The sequence below is a fragment of the Myroides odoratus genome, assembly GCF_965118575.1.
Lineage (GTDB): Bacteria > Bacteroidota > Bacteroidia > Flavobacteriales > Flavobacteriaceae > Flavobacterium > Flavobacterium odoratum_B.
Genome location: NZ_CBCPHW010000003.1, coordinates 167,188 through 183,882 on the forward strand (window position 1 = coordinate 167,188; position 16,695 = coordinate 183,882).

Sequence of the window (16,695 nt, forward strand, 5' to 3'; positions counted from 1 at the left end):
CCTTTTCTTGAAGAAAGGTTCACGTATTGTTCATCGATTCTTCATTGACGCTACTTTCATTCCCTTTCGTACATATAGCCATGTACAATACGAATGCAATTCGCGTCCAGGTGGGACCGCAGTATTACATCAAGCATCTAATAAAAATAGATTCATTTTTTTATGTCTTTTTGTTGAATATCCTAATAAAATCCGCTTGATATTGAAGTATCTCATCTATAGTACTAATTGTACCTTCTATTCTTGAAGATATTAAAGCGTCATAATTAGCAAAGGAGCTAATAAAATTTCAGTGTTAGGTAAATTTTTTAGCATTTGATCAAAACGCGTTAATGCATCAGTAGCTTTTACCAACTCCTGTATGAAAAGAGAATAATTAATATTTTCTGGAGGAAAATTGTCGCAATGATAGTCAACCGCTTTTTCTAAATTATAATCCACAAACACGTGTTTGTATACAAATAAAAAAAACAAACTCAACTGCTATTAATAACTAGTTTCTCGTTCAATCACAATGGTATAAATAAACAAGCCCTTCATTCTCTCAAGAATAAAGGGCTTATTTCACAAGATAGCTTATACCTTATTTTCTACTTTTCTTCATACATTTCGGGTGTTACACTATACTTTGTGACAAATTCACCTTTTTTGTCTTTATAAGAATAATTAAACGTCACCTTAGCCGCTCTTAATTCTTTCATATCCGGATTAGTTTTAATATTCTGTAGAATACCACTAAAAAAATATTTTTGCACAGTATCCAAATTAATTTCAGCTTTCTCATACGTTACAATCGAAATATTATACTGAAACGTTTTATTTGGAAGAGCAACTGTATTCTCAAGAACTAAATCTTGATCAACTACTAAAGGACAATTTTTATTCATCTCCGAAGAGAACTTAGCTAAACTTTTATCAATACTTATGGAAGAATTTAAATAATAATTGAATAAATATATGATAGACATGCCCAGAACAATTCCTAGTATCGCTGTTATATTATATTTTCTTTTAGGTTTAACCTTTACTTCAGTGGGCTGATCTTCCGTTTTTGATTCAATTTCAACATCTAAAAGTTTATAACCACAAACTGAACAGTATTTTGAAGTTTTTTCATTTTCAGTTTTACAATTTGAACATACAATTTTCATGTTTTCTATTTTTTATCACTCTGTTAATAAGGCTATTACACGACGGTTTTCATCCATTCATTGCAAAAAAAACAAAAGTGCTGTTTTTCAAAAATTAGCACAACAATATACCATTATTTACATAAATAAAGTATTTAAAACTGTTAAAAACCATAAAGATAAAATAGCCAAAATTCATTCTTTCCCCACGTATTTCAGTTAGTATCGATACAAATCAAGATAAAATTGGGCAGAAACAACGAAAATAATTCTTTCTTACTAAGTACTAAACATCCTTTCACACCATAGGTTTAAAAAGGACGGAGAATTGTTGCGTATAATCAGTGATGACGACTTATCTATGTGACCTCTTCTTTGTCAGGGTGACAAGCGATTCGAAAAAGTGAATCCAAAAAAAGAAATTTTTTTTGTACAATCCTCAACTTTTGCGCTTGATTTCTTAAATCGCCAACCCACGATTTCTCCCAACAAAAAAAGCCCAGTAAATAAAACATTCACTGAGCCGTACATACTATAGTTTGATTGGTTTTTGTGCTAGTTGACTAACTCTCTTTCGCGCAAGAGTGTTTTCGTATCTTTTTCCACCTTGTATTTCTTGGTCCAGATACAATCTCCATCATAGTCATACGCGAATTCTTCTTTGAGTATAACTGGGCGTTTAGGTGGTGTTTTATCTTTTTTACGTCTTTTTTCTTGGGTGTAATTAGGTGCGATTGTTGTTCTCGAACTCACTTCTATTGCATTGCCACACGAATCGTACTTATATGTAGTTGTGCGAATCTTCTTTTCTCCCTCCTCAAAAAACGTTGTTTTTTCCAAGCGGATGGTTCCATTTTCATTATACGCTCTTACTGTACTAAATCCCCGTTGGTACTCTTCCGAAAATTCACGCGACGTAACCAACATCGGTCGTCCTTTTACAAATTTAGTATAGGTTTGCTTGCCATCATCGATTAACTCCCCTTTTTCATCATAGGTAAATGTACTTTCAAATACCACTTCGCGAACTTGACCCCGATCGGCATCATACATCAAGACTTCTTGATACACGCGACCTTTATCGTCATAAAAAACATCAACTAATTTCCCCAATTCATCCCCGTAATACAAGCGATAGCTACTAATCTTGCCATCCGTAAGTTCGTATTCAATTCGATCACTGGGATAGATACTTTGCGCATCTTTTTCATAAAAATGGTCGTATTGCTTCCATTTAGGATTTGCATCAATGCGATCTAGTGCCATTTGAGCAAATGCACCAGTACTCATCGTTAACAAAAGTAAAGTAAGAATAGCTGGTTTTTTCATTGTGTTTTTATGATTTTATTGTACAATATTCCTTTTGGAGTACGCAAAGTAGAAAAAAAACCAACCAATACAAAAAATAAAATCAATGAATGCGAAAAATTAACTTAAACACGTTTCCGAAACAACACCTTATAAAGAAAGGGAGTCACTTAGAGCAAGTCGACTTTTAGCATCCCTTTGTTGTACTGCAAGCGCAAGATAACCCGCAAAGGAGCCCGACGACCCTGATCCAATTCTAATACTTGTATTTCATTGTTGGCATACTCCAAGGTTGTTTCCATGCGAAAATCGAGTAAAACATTTTCATATACATAGCGAACCACCAAATTCCCCTTGGCATTTTGTTTGACTAAATACAGTTGTGTACTACTTCCAGGCTTTGTGACACTAAACTCTTCAAAATAGCTTTTCACCTCCAAAAAAGGACTCCCCTTTACAACCCCACTTACGCGAATAGAATCCAACGTTGTGCCTGAATACAATACTTTACTAAGTGTATCAGGTATTTGGGCTTGCACAGGACTAATCATGACTAAAAGTAAAGCTCCAAGTACTATCGCCTTTAAAAAATCACAATTAATCCTTAAAAATAGAATTCGGCATACATATTGCATGTAATAATAATATAAAAATTATCTTAAAATGATAAAAATACACTTTGTTTACAAAAAACAAAAAAATATAGAAAACTACTATTTTTAATAATTTTTTCACCAAATCAAATTTTATAATCAAATAAAAGTGTTCAATTTTCGTTTATTTGCAAGAAAGCATCCGCTTTAACCCCAAGAGGATGGCTGTAAAACAAATAAAAACAAACATACCTAGGAATTACGATTCATTTTTAAAAAAAATTTAACTAATTTTAATAAAGATATGCTTAATTTTGTACGCGGTGATAATCTCTTACAGCGATATAAAAACAAGAAAATCCTAGCTTATACAAAAGGTGTTTTTTAAAACGTAAAATGCAGTACAAAACGCAAAAAAAAGGAGCTCGTTTTCCGTTCATTTTGCTTGTACTTCGAAAGGAAAAAGATTATTTTATATTAAATTTGCAATTGAAAAGAAATAAAGACAAAAATGAAAAAGATTATCTCATTATCCATCCTATTTGTGGTTTTTTCTATGGCCTATGCGCAGAAGAAGCCCGTTATTCCAAACAGCAGTGATGTCATTGTTTATAAAGATATCGAGAACATTCTTCAACAAAAAGAAGAATTGGGATTAACTAAAAAACAAGAAGCTGCTTTTATTGTTAAGAACGAATACATCAAAAGAGATTTACAGGCGCTAAATGAACGTACAGACATGCTCCCTGTTGAGAAAAAAGAAGCAGAGAAAAAAGTAAAAATGTCTTACCAATTATTCATTCAACGAACCTTAAACAATGATCAGATAGATACTTGGGCACAAATGAAAGTTGAATTTGATACCAACAATATCAAAGATGATGGATTAAAGGCAGATTTAAAAACGTTAGAGACCCAATATAAAGTTGACCAAAAAGAGATTTATAGAAAATATGGGATGGACAAAGCCGTCTATTCAGCTCAGAAAAATACCTTACGTAAAAAATACGAAAAAGACCGCTTGAATCTAACACAATACTACAACATCCCTGAAGGAGAAAAAGAAGTAATGTCTTTAGAAGAAATCGCAAATCTGGTAAAAGAATTTGACGATTACTACAACGAAGAAAAACAAGCGAATCCTTTAAAATACTTAAATATCAGAGAAAATTCTTCGACTGAAAGTACAGAAGAAACACCCCCTGTTGAAGAATATACAGAAGAATAAAGTTCTTTTATCAAACAGCAGTAAGCACTCGTTTACTGCTGTTTTTTTATTTACTGTCCTTTGCTAGCGTTAATTTTATAACGACAATTGGGTCATTGTTTGGAAACAAAAAATAAAACACAAAGAATCTTAAAATAAGCTCATCTTCTAAAATGTCTGAATTATACCAAAATACAGCATTTTAAAACCCTTAGATCTCAGTATTTTTACTTTACTTTGCAAAAAAAAATCGTATGTCATACCTATCAAAAGTTATAAGTGGAAAATGCCCAAATTGTGGCAAAGTAGATTTATTCTACGATAAAGGAAATCCTATTACGATGCGCATGCCTAAAATGACAAAGGAATGTTCCAACTGTCATTATAATTTCCATAGAGAAACTGGTTTTTACTTTGGAGGTATGTATGTAAGCTATGGACTTACAGTTGCGGAAATGATGGCTGTCATGGTACTTAGATTAATCATTAACGCATTATTTGACGTGCATATCACTCTTCTTCAAACCTTTATAGCCATTGTGGTTGTACTGATTTTATGTTGGACATTTAACTACCGATTATCCCGCATTATCTGGTTAAACATATTTTATAAAAAAGAATAGTTTCTTTCGAAAAGTTAATTATCTTTGCACCACTTGAAACAAAAACGGGTGTAGTTCAAGGGTAGAATAGCGGTCTCCAAAACCGTTGATGGGGGTTCGAATCCCTCCACCCGTGCCAAAAAAAAGTCCTTACTCACGTAGGGACTTTTTTTTAGTTTACGGTTAACTGTTTACAGTTCTTGTAAACCGTCAACCACTATTACTGATAGCGTTTAAAAAACTCTTTAGGTGTTTCCCCTACACGTTTCTTAAATAATTTTGAGAAATAAGAATAATCCTCATACCCTAAAATAGAGGCAATCTCATTTAAAGAATAGTCGGTATAAATCATCATTCGCTTTGCTTCTAACACAATGCGATCTAAAATAATATCCGTAGTGGTTTGATTAACCATTGTTTTGCAAATCCTATTTAAATGCTTCTGGGTCATATTCATCCAAGTTGCATATACCGCAGCCGATTTTTCTTCCGTATAGTGTTTTTCTATTAACTCTTCAAATACCTGAAGATGGGTAGCATATAAGTTATTATGAATGGTTTTAAAAGTTTCACCTTCCAGTAAAATGCGATTTGTTTCTATGTAAAACAACAACGTCAAACTAACTAATTGTTGATTGCGTTTCCATTGTTCTTGACGTACTTCCTCCACCATGCGATTTAAGACAAAGGCCAAAACTTGTGTATCCCCTTCAGTTAGACAAACGCGATTTGGATAAAAGGCAGATCTAAATACAGGATAATCGCGCAGAGATTCCTTTAACAAATATAAATCCAAGAAATTTTGAGTGTGAAAAAAAATATACCCTTCAATATCATCGGATAATTCCCAACTATGTGTTTGACCGGGTGCAAGCATAAATACCGCACCTGGTTTTACCTCATAGCGGTGAAAGTCTATTTCGTGAATTCCTTCGCCTTTGGTAAAGAGAACTCCTACATAAAAATTGTGTTTATGAGGTCGTTCGATATGACTGTGGTTATCAATCAAATGCTGAGATAACGTATTGGCATAAAAATCCGTTTGCAGATTATTATGCGTCAAATCATTGATTTGTAAGATCGCTATTTCGCTCATGTTCTCCTCTTTTGCCACAAAAGTATAAAGAAATACAGCGCACCCAATAAAATTAACTATCTTACGCAAACTTTTACTTTAAAAATAAGAATTGCATAAGCGAATTTTATTTGCAAACTTTGTTACTTATTCAAAAACTAATTGCTCCAATGAAAAAAGCAATCCTACTAACAAGTTTTATCGCCTTAGTAATGACCGCTTGTACCCAACAACCGTCAAACCAAAATTTAGAATCACTAGATAAAAAATCCGCTAGAGAAGTTACGTTAAAAACGATTCTTGCAGGAGATAGTATCTATCACATAACCGCACAAACCATTTGGGTGAATGGGCAAATCATACAACAAAAAGTAGATACCCTAAAAACCGCAAAAACATTCAATGACTGGGGAGATAGTCAACCGACTACCCTTGAAAAAGTGCCCATTTACGTAACAGTAGAATAAATAGAATATGAGAAAAAGTAGTAAAGCCGTTTCCTTAGTTTTAATCACAGCCACTTTAGCTTCTTGTTCTAAACCTACTGAAACCAAAGAAGAACAACAGCGCGTATTTATGCGGGCAGATAGCAGTGCACCTTATACAGAAGTAACTGATCAATACCAGCAACAACGCAGTAGCGGTGGTGGCATGGGTATGGGAAGTGCTTTCTTGTGGTATATGGCTTTCCGACCAATGATGGGCGGTGGTATGGGCTATACCAGTCCAGGTATCTCACCCCAATCGAATGTAGGAACTAATGCAGCTAAATCTGAGGCCTATAAAAAGCAAACCGCACGCGGTGGTTTTGGTAAAACAGCCAAAGCCAATACAGCTTCCTCTTAATCGTACAACATGCAGATAAAACACCTAACAGCCGATTCTAATTGGAAAAACCGATTAGAACAGCATGGTTTTGGCTATCATACAGATGAAAACAACATCCCCTATTGGGTTGAAGGTTACTATTATAGCATATCCGAATCCTTTGCGGATGAAGTATATGCAGCCACTTCCGATTTATGGGATATGTGCTTGAAAGCCGTAGATCATGTCATTACACATAAGCTTTACGATCAATTTCAAATTCCTCTTTTCTTTCACGAACACATTGAACGTTCTTGGGAAAATGACGAATTAAGTATATATGGTCGATTTGATTTTGTGTATGACACCGTACACAACCAATTAAAAGTATTAGAATTTAATGCCGATACCCCTACTTCTCTCTATGAGACAGGCGTGGTACAATGGCAATGGATGAATACCTATTTTGGAAACTCTAAAGACCAATTCAATTCGGTTCACGATCGCTTAATTGAAACGTGGAAAAAAGCCAAAGAACATCTAAAAGGGAGTACATTGCATTTTTCATGCTTGCGAGAAACTTTAGAAGATTTAACGAATATCGAATATTTAAGGGATTGCGCCATACAAGCAGGTATTCAAACCAAATTAATTTATATTGATGATATTGGTTGGGATGGAGAAACCTTTACCGATTTGGAGGATGAAGTAATCACGGATATTTTTAAATTATATCCTTGGGAATGGCTGATGTACGAACCTTTTGCCTTGCATATTCCAACTGATATGGCACAAGCACAGTGGATTGAACCGTCTTGGAAAATGATTTTATCCAACAAAGCGATTTTACCGATCTTATGGCAGTTATTTCCAAATCATCCGCTCCTATTGGAATCGTATTTTGACGAACCTAAAGGGATGCGCGATTACGTAAAAAAACCCTTATTGTCTCGAGAAGGTGCAAATGTTACCCTATATCTCAATAACCAAATTGTTGAAGCAACCAAGGGAGATTACGGAGAAGAAGGGTATATTTGTCAAGTCTTAGCAAACCTACCACAGCTAGGCAAAGGGTATTTTATTCTAGGTAGTTGGCTCATTGGACAAGAACCTTGTGGCCTTACTTTTAGAGAAAGTGATAGACGTATTACCACAGATAAAAGTAGATTTGTACCTCATATTATTGAATAATACATTAGCCTTATACAAGTAGGCTTTTTAATCCATTTATACCGCATGACACCCGATTTTATCTACGACAAAATTTTTGAAAATATCACCTTAGAACCGAATAGTATCTCCTTCAAAGAATATGAAAACTGTAAATTTATTCATTGTGATTTTAGTGCATGTTCTTTTTTATCCACCGTATTTATTGACTGTGATTTTAAAAATTGCAACTTTAAAAATGCAGCTATTAATTACGTTGGATTAAGAAATTGTCATTTTCAAACGTGTAATTTTACGCATGTAAATTTCACGATGATCGATCAAACTATTTTTGATTTTTCATTTACAGATTGCAATTTAGAATTTACTTTATTTTACAGTTTGAATCTTAAAAAAACAACCTTTATCAATTGCAGTTTGATCAGTGCAGATTTTATGGAGGCGGATTTATCGCAAACGATGTTTGACAATTGTAATTTATATCGCGCGAACTTCACAAAAGCGAAAGCTGAAAAAGCAGATTTTTATACCAGTTATAATTTTGATATCGATCCCGACTCAACCAAACTAAAAAATGCCATTTTTTCGAAAGACACTTTAGAAGGCTTATTGAGAAAACACCAATTGATTTTAAAATAAATAATCAAATAAACCGTATCTTTAAGTATCTAACCTTGGAAGTTAAAGTATGCGTTTGAAAAAAAAATACAAAATAATACTGTTTGTTTTCCTGCTGGGAGCTGTTTTATACGGCTCCAGTCAATGGATTATTAACCAACTACTAAGCAACTATTTACCCGGTATTATTGAAGAAAAAAATGATTCCCCTTATGCTTTAACGTATCAATCGGTACACTATTCTTTAGCAGAGCGAAAATTGACTGTCAAAGGCATTGAAATCAAGCCCAAAACTACCAACCCAACGGATTCGATTTCCTACCTCAAGGGAACTTTACAACAAATTGACATTCAACAGGTTGCCCTTTAGAATTTATTCAAAAGACACAACCTATCTGCCCAAGAAATTGCGATTATTCAACCTAATATCGAGGTTTTCCAATATACAATGCCTCAAGATACGGTACAAGATACCCCGCATCAGTTTGTAAAATCAATTGATATTAAAGCCATTATAGTAAAACAAGCGCATGTTGTTATTCACGATCCGATTCAAAAACTACGCTTACACGAAATTTATAATTTTAATGCGCAACTCAAGGGAATTCATTTTGGAGAAGAAACCAAAGACAAACCCATTCCCTTTACTTACAAAGATTATACTATTTCTTGTGATTCCATCGCGAGTTTAGTCAATGCACATCATCGTTTAAAAACGGGAAATATTTTAATTACTCCCGATCAAATTAGCATCGTTAATTTGTCCTTAAAACCCCTTTTTGAGTCCAAAGTAAAAACCGAATTACCTCATCGTTTATTAGCCATAGATGTTCCTTCTCTCCAATTTATAGGAACGGATTGGGGGTATAAAAATAAAACCGATTTTTACTTACATATTGATCATATCCAAACGCCAACGGTACAATTAACCGTTCAAGAGAATAGTCAATCAACCCTTAAAAAGGAAGAAAAAACAACGGCAACACCCAAGCTATTGCCTTTTGATATGCGTATTAACCAGATTGATATTGAGGGAATTAACATCAATTCCCTAGACCAGTGGCTCGTTAAACAAGGGAGTGTGCATTTAACTGCAATTGAAAACAAAGCAAAAGAAGAACTCCATATTCGCGCTATTCGCATTAATACCCCTGATATCTATCAACACCTACAACCACAACTACCCAAACAAAAGAAAGTAAAGATCTCTTTTGATGATTTAGTTCAAATTGATAGTTTATCCGTCAGCAAGGGCAATTTTACGGCAACCAAAGGCACCGACAAAACCTTGGTTCTCCAAACCAAAGCCATTGAGGCCACCCTTGAACATATCCGTATTGATTCCAATACACTAACGAATAAAATTCCGTTTCACTACAAAAACCTTTCTTTTTCTACTGAAAATATTCAGTGGAATACCGGTCGATTTTACGATCTAAAAATTGGGAAAATACAAGGTAAAAACGCAAACTTAACGTGCAGTAATTTTGAATTATTACCCAAGTATAGCCGCAAAAAAATGGTGAGTATGTTTAAATATGCAGATGATATTTTTACCCTGAAAACCAAATCACTGATTTTAGACAATTACACCTGGGGATTTGATGCACAAGATGTATTTTTCTTTCAGGCAGATCAATTGAGTTTCAATCAAATTAACGCCAATATTTTTAGGGATAAAACACCCGAGTTTAATAGGAGTATTAAACCCTTGTTTAGTAAAAAACTACGAGAAATTCCTTTTGGTTTAGCCATTAAAAAGGTGACTATCAGCAATTCTACCCTAGAATATGAAGAATACGATCAAAAAGCAGTTGCCCCCGGAAAACTAACTTTTGGCAATTTTAATGCCGTGATTCAAAATGTATATAGTGGTTTTCAGCAACAAAAATTACCCACTACGACAATTGTTGTGGATGCGAGTTTTATGAATGCAGCCCCTTTACACGTCGATTGGTCTTTTAATATTTTAAATCGAACCGATGCCTTTCGCATTAGTGGAACCATACAAAACTTTCCTGCTACAGCGATGCAATCTTTTCTACAACCTTATGTAAAAGCCTCAACAGAAGGTAGTTTAGATCTGGTTAAATTTAATTTCTCAGGAGATAATAAAGTAGCAACGGGTCAATTCGCTATGAATTACAAAGATTTAAAAGTAACTTTATATCGAAAAAATGGAGAAAAGAAAAGAAAAATTCTCTCTCAAGTAGGCAATTGGTTTATTCACAAAAATTCGGAAGGTCAATTAAAAGAAGTCGATATAAAAAAGGTAAATCGCATAGAAGAAAAGTCTTTTTTCAATTACCTTTGGTTATGTATTTTACAAGGTCTAAAACAAACTATTTTATAATACAATCGCATATGAAAACCGTATTAATCACAGGAGCATCTTCAGGTATCGGCCAAGCAACAGCAAAAGCGTTAGCCTCAAATCATCGTTTAATACTATGTGGGAGAAGAAAAGATCGATTGGATGAACTAGCACAAGAGTTGACTACCTTAACGGAAACCCATATACTAACCTTTGACGTTAGCAACAAAGAGGCGGTATTTGAAGCAATTGCTTCTCTACCTGAATCTTGGAAAAACATTGACGTTTTAATTAATAATGCTGGAAATGCACATGGTTTAGCTTCTTTTCAGGAGGCGGAACTCGAAGACTTAGAAGCGATGATTGACATCAATGTAAAAGGCTTAATTTATGTTACCAAAGCTGTTTTACCTTTGCTGTTGCAGCACAACAAAGGCGGGCATATTGTCAACCTTTCTTCTATTGCAGGAAAAGAAACCTATGCCAATGGAACCGTATATTGTGCTTCTAAAGCAGCGGTTGAATCGATTTCAAAAGGCTTGCGTTTTGATTTACTTTCCAAGGGAATCAAGGTTACGAATGTTGCACCGGGTGCTGTTGAAACAGAATTTTCAATGGTTCGCTTTAAGGGGGATTCCGACAAAGCCAATCAAATTTACAAAGGATATCAACCCTTAGCGGCGGAAGACATTGCAAATGCTATTGCGTATGCCATCAATCAACCCGATCATGTTCAATTGGCAGATATAACCCTATTTCCAAAGGCACAAGCCAGTGGAACTAGTATTCACAGACAATCAGAATAGTGTAACCGATTTAAAATCAATCACTTTATGAAACACTTTTTTGCAATTAGTCTTTGTTTAGGACTTCATTGCACCTTTAGTTTACCTCTTCAAGCACGTGAATCAAAAACCACTTGGAAGGACAACCTAATCCCATTATTACAAACCGTTTCAGATACGGTCTTTATCGATTTAAAAAATGATCCTGATTTTAAATTTACCAATAATTTACGTTGGTTTCAAGATCCGGAATTAGCGCTATTTGGCATTAAATACAAAACAGGGGAACTCTTTATCGAACCTTTGTTTCATCAAATTGAATCGTTTGTAGATCATACTTCTATTGTCACCTTTGAGGATTTTCAAGGTGCTATTAACGATACAGGTCAAATTGTAATTCCCTATATCTATGAAGAATTACAAACAAGTAGTGAAGAGCGAATCGCCTTTTCTGAAGGAGGATTATGGGGCTTTTTCTCCACAACAGGAGAGAAAGTAATTCCGGCTACGTATGAATTTGTAGGTAACTTTTCAGAAGATTTGGCTTTAGCCTCCCAAAATAATTTATTTGGCTATATAAATAAAAAAGGAAAAGTGATTATTCCTTTTCAATATGAATATGCGGGTAACTTTGAAAATGGACAAGCACAGGTAGAGGTGAAATTCCGCTCATTTACCATCAACAAAAAAGGAATGAAAATTTCAGACTAACCCTGAAGAAATAGCAAATAAGAATAACAGCAAACGAAAACAGTACGTCTGTGCACTACATAAAAAAACGAGTTGGTATCCTGCCAACTCGTTTTTAAAACTAACCAATATTCGTATGGGTTATAACCCATTAAACTTCATTCCTAACGTAAACCATCGCCCTGGCATTGGCACTGCACCAGCCTCAATATAAGTTGTGTCAAATATATTTTGAGCATCGATATAAAATTTTACCTTATCTAAGGTATAATTCAGGCGAATATCCGAAATCCAATAACTCTTATAAGTCAATCGTTCATTGAAGCGATTCGCTAAGGTTATACTAAACTGATCATAGGTATAATTTACGGTTCCCACTACTTGATGTTTTAAACTTTCTAGGGAGTATTTCGAAAGCATTCCGTCCGTTTTATTTTCAATCATCGGCGATAAATACGTATACGAAAGACCTAAGTTCCACAAGTTACCTGCCTCACCTATTTTATAACGGAGTGCAGTATTTACTCCTTTTGTTTTATTTTTTGATGCATTATACGGTTGATACGGTTGATTGGCATCCTCGCGAATCCAATCGATAAAATCATCTATATCACGATAGAAGACGAAAGCTTCCATTTGGAAATTATTTTTTCGATATTTCCCTCCTACTTCCACTTGATATGCTTTTTCTGGTGCTAAATTGGGATTTCCTATATTACCTGGTCTTTGATCCAAATACAAATCAGTAAAAGAAGGGATTCTACTTGCAGTTCCAGCATTAAAGGTAGCTTGCCAATGGGGATTAAAATTATAACTCGCATCTATGCCTGGATAAAACTCCCAACCATATTGTGTATTATAATTGACATACGCTCCAAGATTAACATCTAACTTTTCAAACCACTCTTTTTGAAAAGCAGCAAAAAACCCATAGTTGCTTTTACTGTGATCGCCAATATTCGTTGAATTAATTTCTTCATAACGCATTTCACCTCCAAAAGTAAATTTCCCATAGTCTACACTATATTCTCCATTGACATTGGAAGTAATTGAATGGGTATAATGCCTACTTCTAGCTACATCTAAACGATGGCGATAATAGCGATAATCATCAAAATTATAACGGTAAGCTACACTAGGCATTAGAGTAAGTCGATCAGATAAATAATGACGCGAACTAAGATTCAACATCGTTGTACTGACAATTTCTTTTGACTCTTTATCACCTGGTGCTGCATAAAAACCATTAGCTCCAAAAGAATTAGAAGCATGACCTGCTAGAATCATAACGGTATTATTCTCATTGGGTACAATATTTCCTTGGTAAAAAACCTTATTGTTGTGATAGGCTGTATTATAGCGATACCCATTACCTGAATCATGACTCCCAAACAAAAAGTGATTGTCCTTGGCTCTAACTAAGGTACCTCCTAGTTCAATACCTCGATTGTTATAGGTTTCTTTATGATCGCCTTCCTTATCCTTTTTAAAGCTAGTTCCCCCATAAACAGAAGCAAATACCCCGTCTTTCTTTGGGTTTTTCGTAACAATATTTACCACACCCGTCAGGCTATTTACGCCATATAATCTTGCAGAAGGTCCTCTTACAATTTCAATGCGTTCTACAGCTTCTAAAGGAATGGGAATATTCAGTGAATTGTGCCCCGTTTGTGGATCAGAAATTTTCTGTCCATTCAACAAAAGGAGGTTTTGTTCAAAACTACCACCATCCATACTCAAGTCAGCTTGTGTTCCATTAGGACCTCGTTGTCTTAAATCAACGCCAGCCACGAAACTCAATAATTCATTAACTGAACTAACGGGTAATTGCTGAATTTGATCTTGTCCGATGATCGAAATATTTCTATTCTTTAATGTACTTGGAAGTTGTAGGCGTTGATTGTAAATGACAATTTCATCTATCTGATCTTCCATGGTGGTTGTGCCTTTCTCTTGTGCATATCCTACCCCTGATAAAAAGCTCCAAACCATTAAGGTTACATACAATTTGCGTTTCATATACTATTAGGTATTCTTTCTTCGTTGTTAATTTGTGTACTGCAAATGTATTGGTGGTTTATTTTTAGTTTCTAGTCCAGTTTAAAAATAAACAATAGACCGGTTTTTATTCCCTCCAAAAAAATTAATTAATTCCCCACTTTTTATGACTTATGTAAAAAAAGCAAATAATACTTATCCGCTAAATATAAATTATTTTCATTATTTTTGGTTTATAATCTAGCTATATGATTAAGAAAATAATGCTCCCGACCGTATTACTGACCTGTGTTCTCTCTGCGTGTAGTGAGAGAAGTAAACAGACTATGCGAGTCGTTTACAACCAAAATGCACAAGTTGAAGCCCTTAACGAAGTGCCTAATATTCAATTTGATTCCCTGAGAACGAGTGAACTCAAAGAAGAAGTACAACTTTTTTACAAAAACAACAACTACCATTTGGGTTGGTCTAATGTTGATAATAGACAACAACTCTTAGCAAGCATTGACAACCTAAAATTAGATGGGATAAAAATTTCAGCCAAAGAAATTACAAACCTCATCGAGTTAAACACGGGGTATGACCAATTAGATGAAGCCAAAAAGATTCAAGCTGATTTTTTATATTCTACCATGTATGTCAATACCCTAGACCATTTATACAATGGAAAGCTCAAAGCAAAACGCATCTATGGCGATTGGGAAATCACCCCCAAACCCTTAAATACTAGTGCAACGATGCTTTTAGCCTTAGAACATAAAAGCATTGGACTTACGTATGACAGTATTCGTACAAAACAGCCTATTTACACGCATTTAAGAGACAAATTATCGGTGTATTATACTCTTGATAAAGACAGTTTAAAACCGTTTAAACAAGGTAAACTAAACGATACTATTCCAGAATTAGTAGCGGTAAAAAAACACTTGATCTTTTTAAATCAATTGGCTGATAGCATTGAGGCTGATGCTATTTACAATAAAGCAACGGCACAATCCATCAAGGCCTTTCAAACCAGTAAGAAGATAAATGCCACCGGATTTACAGATAAAAAAACCATCGAGGCTATTTTACAGGAAGAAAATGCGCTAAAAGAAAAAATTATTGTCAATCTAGAACGTTGGAGATGGTTTCCTCGAGAATTTTCTTCGAACTATATTCTAGTTAATATTCCAGCTTATAGCTTAGTATCTGTTACAAATCAAGATACCATTCAACAACACAAAGTAGTAGTGGGAACAGCGGCGCGAAAAACGCCTATTTTGAGTTCTACCCTAACCACTGTTGTTCTCAATCCGACCTGGACGGTACCACCAACGATTAAAAAGAACGATTTAGTACCCAAAGCTTCCAATGACCGTTCCTACTTTACAAGACTTAATTTCACAATTTACAACAGTCAAGGCAAAGTAGTTTCTCCAGAAAATTGGGATGCTAGTAAAGGAACCTCCTACCGCTATGTTCAAAAAGGAGGACAAGGCAATACCTTAGGGCGTGTAAAATTCATGTTCAAAAATAACCATGCTGTATATCTTCATGATACTCCTAGCAAATGGGGATTTGCCCGTAACGATAGAAACTTGAGTTCTGGTTGTGTTCGCGTACAAGATCCTTTTGATTTAACGTCTTATATTTTTACACAAGCTGGAACAAACCTAACGAAAGAAGAAGTAGAAAAAATAATTGCTTCACAAGAAACAAAAAGCATCTCCGTGAGTGAAACGCCAATTGATGTACACTTGTTGTATTGGACGGTACAAGTGGACAACCACGGAAAATTCACGTATTTTAAAGATATATACAAATACGATGATGATTTATACAAGCGATTAGCGCAGTAAATAATCATCCATCTTGAAAACAAATACCCCGTTAGTACGTACTAACGGGGTATTTGTTTTCATCCTTGTATCAATTTATTCGTCAAATCGAAAGGTTGCTTCTGTAAAAATAGAACTTCGTTTACCCTGTTCACTTTTATCATCTTCAAAGCTTAAAAACGCACTTACTTTGCCCTTTTGAACATCGACAATTTGACTCACCGTAAAGCCGTCTTTTTCAATCCAATTGAGAAAAAAGATCCCATTGCTGATTTTTTTATAGCTAATTACCTCATCGCCTTCCGCTATTTGTCCATTCTTTTGAACCGTCTTCCAATGCAAGCTCGTAGCTGAAGTATACGTCATGTATGCGGTAAAGTCTGGATAAGTTAAAACTGCTTTTTTTTCAATTAACTCCAGATTTTCTTCTTTGAAATTCGAACGACCTATTGCACTGTTGTCTTTTTCATTTATTTCCGAATTTATTTGCTCATTCACCTGTTTTTTCGTTTGCGTACAGGAGGACAAGCCTATTGAAGCTAGCAGTAGTAGTAAACTGATTTTTTTCATTTTTTCTA

19 protein-coding genes and 1 tRNA gene are annotated in these 16,695 nt (G+C 34.7%); 12 read left to right on the forward strand and 8 right to left on the reverse strand.

Annotated elements, in window-relative coordinates; all coding sequences use genetic code 11:
• Positions 1–160: 160 nt before the first annotated feature.
• From ACMHJ2_RS03550 to ACMHJ2_RS03570, 5 genes are all read right to left on the reverse strand, one after another.
• On the reverse strand, positions 161–283 hold the full coding sequence (locus ACMHJ2_RS03550; protein ID WP_413511677.1) for a hypothetical protein: 123 nt from the start codon (positions 281–283) through the stop codon (positions 161–163).
• Positions 253–441 (reverse strand): hypothetical protein, encoded by a 189-nt coding sequence (locus ACMHJ2_RS03555; protein ID WP_413511583.1) that lies wholly within the window; start codon positions 439–441, stop codon positions 253–255. Before ACMHJ2_RS03555 ends, ACMHJ2_RS03550 begins: the two co-directional genes overlap by 31 nt.
• Positions 442–590: 149 nt before the next feature.
• Positions 591–1,151, reverse strand: a complete 561-nt coding sequence (locus ACMHJ2_RS03560) for a zinc-ribbon domain-containing protein (protein WP_413511584.1) — start codon at positions 1,149–1,151, stop codon at positions 591–593.
• A gap of 534 nt (positions 1,152–1,685) precedes the next feature.
• Positions 1,686–2,459, reverse strand: coding sequence for a hypothetical protein (locus ACMHJ2_RS03565; protein ID WP_413511585.1), 774 nt, complete (start codon positions 2,457–2,459; stop codon positions 1,686–1,688).
• A 149-nt stretch (positions 2,460–2,608) separates the two neighbouring features.
• Complete coding sequence (locus ACMHJ2_RS03570) at positions 2,609–2,989, reverse strand: hypothetical protein (RefSeq protein ID WP_413511586.1); 381 nt, start codon at positions 2,987–2,989, stop codon at positions 2,609–2,611.
• A 553-nt stretch (positions 2,990–3,542) separates the two neighbouring features.
• On the opposite strand from ACMHJ2_RS03570, the gene ACMHJ2_RS03575 reads away from it, so the two are divergent.
• The 3 genes from ACMHJ2_RS03575 (at position 3,543) to ACMHJ2_RS03585 (ending at position 4,979) form a co-directional block, all read left to right on the forward strand.
• Entirely contained in the window at positions 3,543–4,259 is a 717-nt protein-coding gene (locus ACMHJ2_RS03575; RefSeq protein ID WP_413511587.1) for a hypothetical protein, read from the forward strand.
• 233 nt (positions 4,260–4,492) lie between these two features.
• Positions 4,493–4,861, forward strand: a complete 369-nt coding sequence (locus ACMHJ2_RS03580; protein WP_413511588.1) for a DUF983 domain-containing protein — start codon at positions 4,493–4,495, stop codon at positions 4,859–4,861.
• A 44-nt stretch (positions 4,862–4,905) separates the two neighbouring features.
• Positions 4,906–4,979: transfer RNA gene (locus ACMHJ2_RS03585), tRNA-Trp, on the forward strand.
• A gap of 81 nt (positions 4,980–5,060) precedes the next feature.
• On the opposite strand, the gene ACMHJ2_RS03590 is transcribed toward ACMHJ2_RS03585, so the two are convergent.
• Positions 5,061–5,936, reverse strand: coding sequence for a helix-turn-helix domain-containing protein (locus tag ACMHJ2_RS03590; RefSeq protein ID WP_413511589.1), 876 nt, complete (start codon positions 5,934–5,936; stop codon positions 5,061–5,063).
• A 149-nt stretch (positions 5,937–6,085) separates the two neighbouring features.
• Between ACMHJ2_RS03590 and ACMHJ2_RS03595 the strand changes: the two genes are divergently transcribed.
• The 8 genes from ACMHJ2_RS03595 to ACMHJ2_RS03630 all read left to right on the forward strand — a co-directional run bounded on the left by ACMHJ2_RS03595 (position 6,086) and on the right by ACMHJ2_RS03630 (position 12,320).
• Positions 6,086–6,382: a hypothetical protein gene (locus tag ACMHJ2_RS03595; RefSeq protein WP_413511590.1), complete on the forward strand. Its 297-nt coding sequence runs from the start codon at positions 6,086–6,088 to the stop codon at positions 6,380–6,382.
• Positions 6,383–6,389: 7 nt separating this feature from the next.
• Positions 6,390–6,761 (forward strand): hypothetical protein, encoded by a 372-nt coding sequence (locus ACMHJ2_RS03600; RefSeq protein ID WP_413511591.1) that lies wholly within the window; start codon positions 6,390–6,392, stop codon positions 6,759–6,761.
• A gap of 9 nt (positions 6,762–6,770) precedes the next feature.
• Positions 6,771–7,913, forward strand: coding sequence for a glutathionylspermidine synthase family protein (locus ACMHJ2_RS03605; RefSeq protein WP_413511592.1), 1,143 nt, complete (start codon positions 6,771–6,773; stop codon positions 7,911–7,913).
• A 45-nt stretch (positions 7,914–7,958) separates the two neighbouring features.
• Positions 7,959–8,531, forward strand: a complete 573-nt coding sequence (locus tag ACMHJ2_RS03610; protein WP_413511593.1) for a pentapeptide repeat-containing protein — start codon at positions 7,959–7,961, stop codon at positions 8,529–8,531.
• 49 nt (positions 8,532–8,580) lie between these two features.
• The gene (locus ACMHJ2_RS03615; protein WP_413511594.1) at positions 8,581–8,880 is read left to right on the forward strand and encodes a hypothetical protein; all 300 of its coding nucleotides are present in this window, start codon (positions 8,581–8,583) and stop codon (positions 8,878–8,880) included.
• A gap of 78 nt (positions 8,881–8,958) precedes the next feature.
• Positions 8,959–10,863: a hypothetical protein gene (locus tag ACMHJ2_RS03620; RefSeq protein WP_413511595.1), complete on the forward strand. Its 1,905-nt coding sequence runs from the start codon at positions 8,959–8,961 to the stop codon at positions 10,861–10,863.
• Between the two features lie 11 nt (positions 10,864–10,874).
• Entirely contained in the window at positions 10,875–11,630 is a 756-nt protein-coding gene (locus ACMHJ2_RS03625; protein ID WP_413511596.1) for an SDR family NAD(P)-dependent oxidoreductase, read from the forward strand.
• Between the two features lie 27 nt (positions 11,631–11,657).
• Positions 11,658–12,320: a WG repeat-containing protein gene (locus tag ACMHJ2_RS03630; protein WP_413511597.1), complete on the forward strand. Its 663-nt coding sequence runs from the start codon at positions 11,658–11,660 to the stop codon at positions 12,318–12,320.
• Between the two features lie 120 nt (positions 12,321–12,440).
• Here ACMHJ2_RS03630 and ACMHJ2_RS03635 read toward each other — a convergent pair whose 3' ends face one another.
• The gene (locus tag ACMHJ2_RS03635) at positions 12,441–14,318 is read right to left on the reverse strand and encodes a TonB-dependent receptor plug domain-containing protein (protein ID WP_413511598.1); all 1,878 of its coding nucleotides are present in this window, start codon (positions 14,316–14,318) and stop codon (positions 12,441–12,443) included.
• 227 nt (positions 14,319–14,545) lie between these two features.
• Between ACMHJ2_RS03635 and ACMHJ2_RS03640 the strand changes: the two genes are divergently transcribed.
• Positions 14,546–16,138 (forward strand): L,D-transpeptidase family protein, encoded by a 1,593-nt coding sequence (locus tag ACMHJ2_RS03640; RefSeq protein WP_413511599.1) that lies wholly within the window; start codon positions 14,546–14,548, stop codon positions 16,136–16,138.
• Positions 16,139–16,213: 75 nt separating this feature from the next.
• Here the strand turns inward: ACMHJ2_RS03640 and ACMHJ2_RS03645 are convergent, their stop codons facing one another.
• A complete protein-coding gene (locus tag ACMHJ2_RS03645) occupies positions 16,214–16,687 on the reverse strand; it encodes a MoaF-related domain-containing protein (protein WP_413511600.1) in 474 nt (157 codons plus the stop codon).
• Positions 16,688–16,695: the final 8 nt, after the last annotated feature.

Coding starts and splice junctions, on each gene's coding strand:
- ACMHJ2_RS03565 (WP_413511585.1), bottom strand. CDS start 2,459: ATGAAAAAACCAGCTATTCTTACTTTACTTTTGTTAACGATGAGTACT.
- ACMHJ2_RS03570 (WP_413511586.1), bottom strand. CDS start 2,989: ATGATTAGTCCTGTGCAAGCCCAAATACCTGATACACTTAGTAAAGTA.
- ACMHJ2_RS03635 (WP_413511598.1), bottom strand. CDS start 14,318: ATGAAACGCAAATTGTATGTAACCTTAATGGTTTGGAGCTTTTTATCA.
- ACMHJ2_RS03645 (WP_413511600.1), bottom strand. CDS start 16,687: ATGAAAAAAATCAGTTTACTACTACTGCTAGCTTCAATAGGCTTGTCC.
- ACMHJ2_RS03605 (WP_413511592.1), top strand. CDS start 6,771: ATGCAGATAAAACACCTAACAGCCGATTCTAATTGGAAAAACCGATTA.
- ACMHJ2_RS03610 (WP_413511593.1), top strand. CDS start 7,959: ATGACACCCGATTTTATCTACGACAAAATTTTTGAAAATATCACCTTA.
- ACMHJ2_RS03590 (WP_413511589.1), bottom strand. CDS start 5,936: ATGAGCGAAATAGCGATCTTACAAATCAATGATTTGACGCATAATAAT.
- ACMHJ2_RS03600 (WP_413511591.1), top strand. CDS start 6,390: ATGAGAAAAAGTAGTAAAGCCGTTTCCTTAGTTTTAATCACAGCCACT.
- ACMHJ2_RS03580 (WP_413511588.1), top strand. CDS start 4,493: ATGTCATACCTATCAAAAGTTATAAGTGGAAAATGCCCAAATTGTGGC.
- ACMHJ2_RS03625 (WP_413511596.1), top strand. CDS start 10,875: ATGAAAACCGTATTAATCACAGGAGCATCTTCAGGTATCGGCCAAGCA.
- ACMHJ2_RS03630 (WP_413511597.1), top strand. CDS start 11,658: ATGAAACACTTTTTTGCAATTAGTCTTTGTTTAGGACTTCATTGCACC.
- ACMHJ2_RS03595 (WP_413511590.1), top strand. CDS start 6,086: ATGAAAAAAGCAATCCTACTAACAAGTTTTATCGCCTTAGTAATGACC.
- ACMHJ2_RS03560 (WP_413511584.1), bottom strand. CDS start 1,151: ATGAAAATTGTATGTTCAAATTGTAAAACTGAAAATGAAAAAACTTCA.
- ACMHJ2_RS03640 (WP_413511599.1), top strand. CDS start 14,546: ATGATTAAGAAAATAATGCTCCCGACCGTATTACTGACCTGTGTTCTC.
- ACMHJ2_RS03620 (WP_413511595.1), top strand. CDS start 8,959: ATGCCTCAAGATACGGTACAAGATACCCCGCATCAGTTTGTAAAATCA.
- ACMHJ2_RS03615 (WP_413511594.1), top strand. CDS start 8,581: ATGCGTTTGAAAAAAAAATACAAAATAATACTGTTTGTTTTCCTGCTG.
- ACMHJ2_RS03575 (WP_413511587.1), top strand. CDS start 3,543: ATGAAAAAGATTATCTCATTATCCATCCTATTTGTGGTTTTTTCTATG.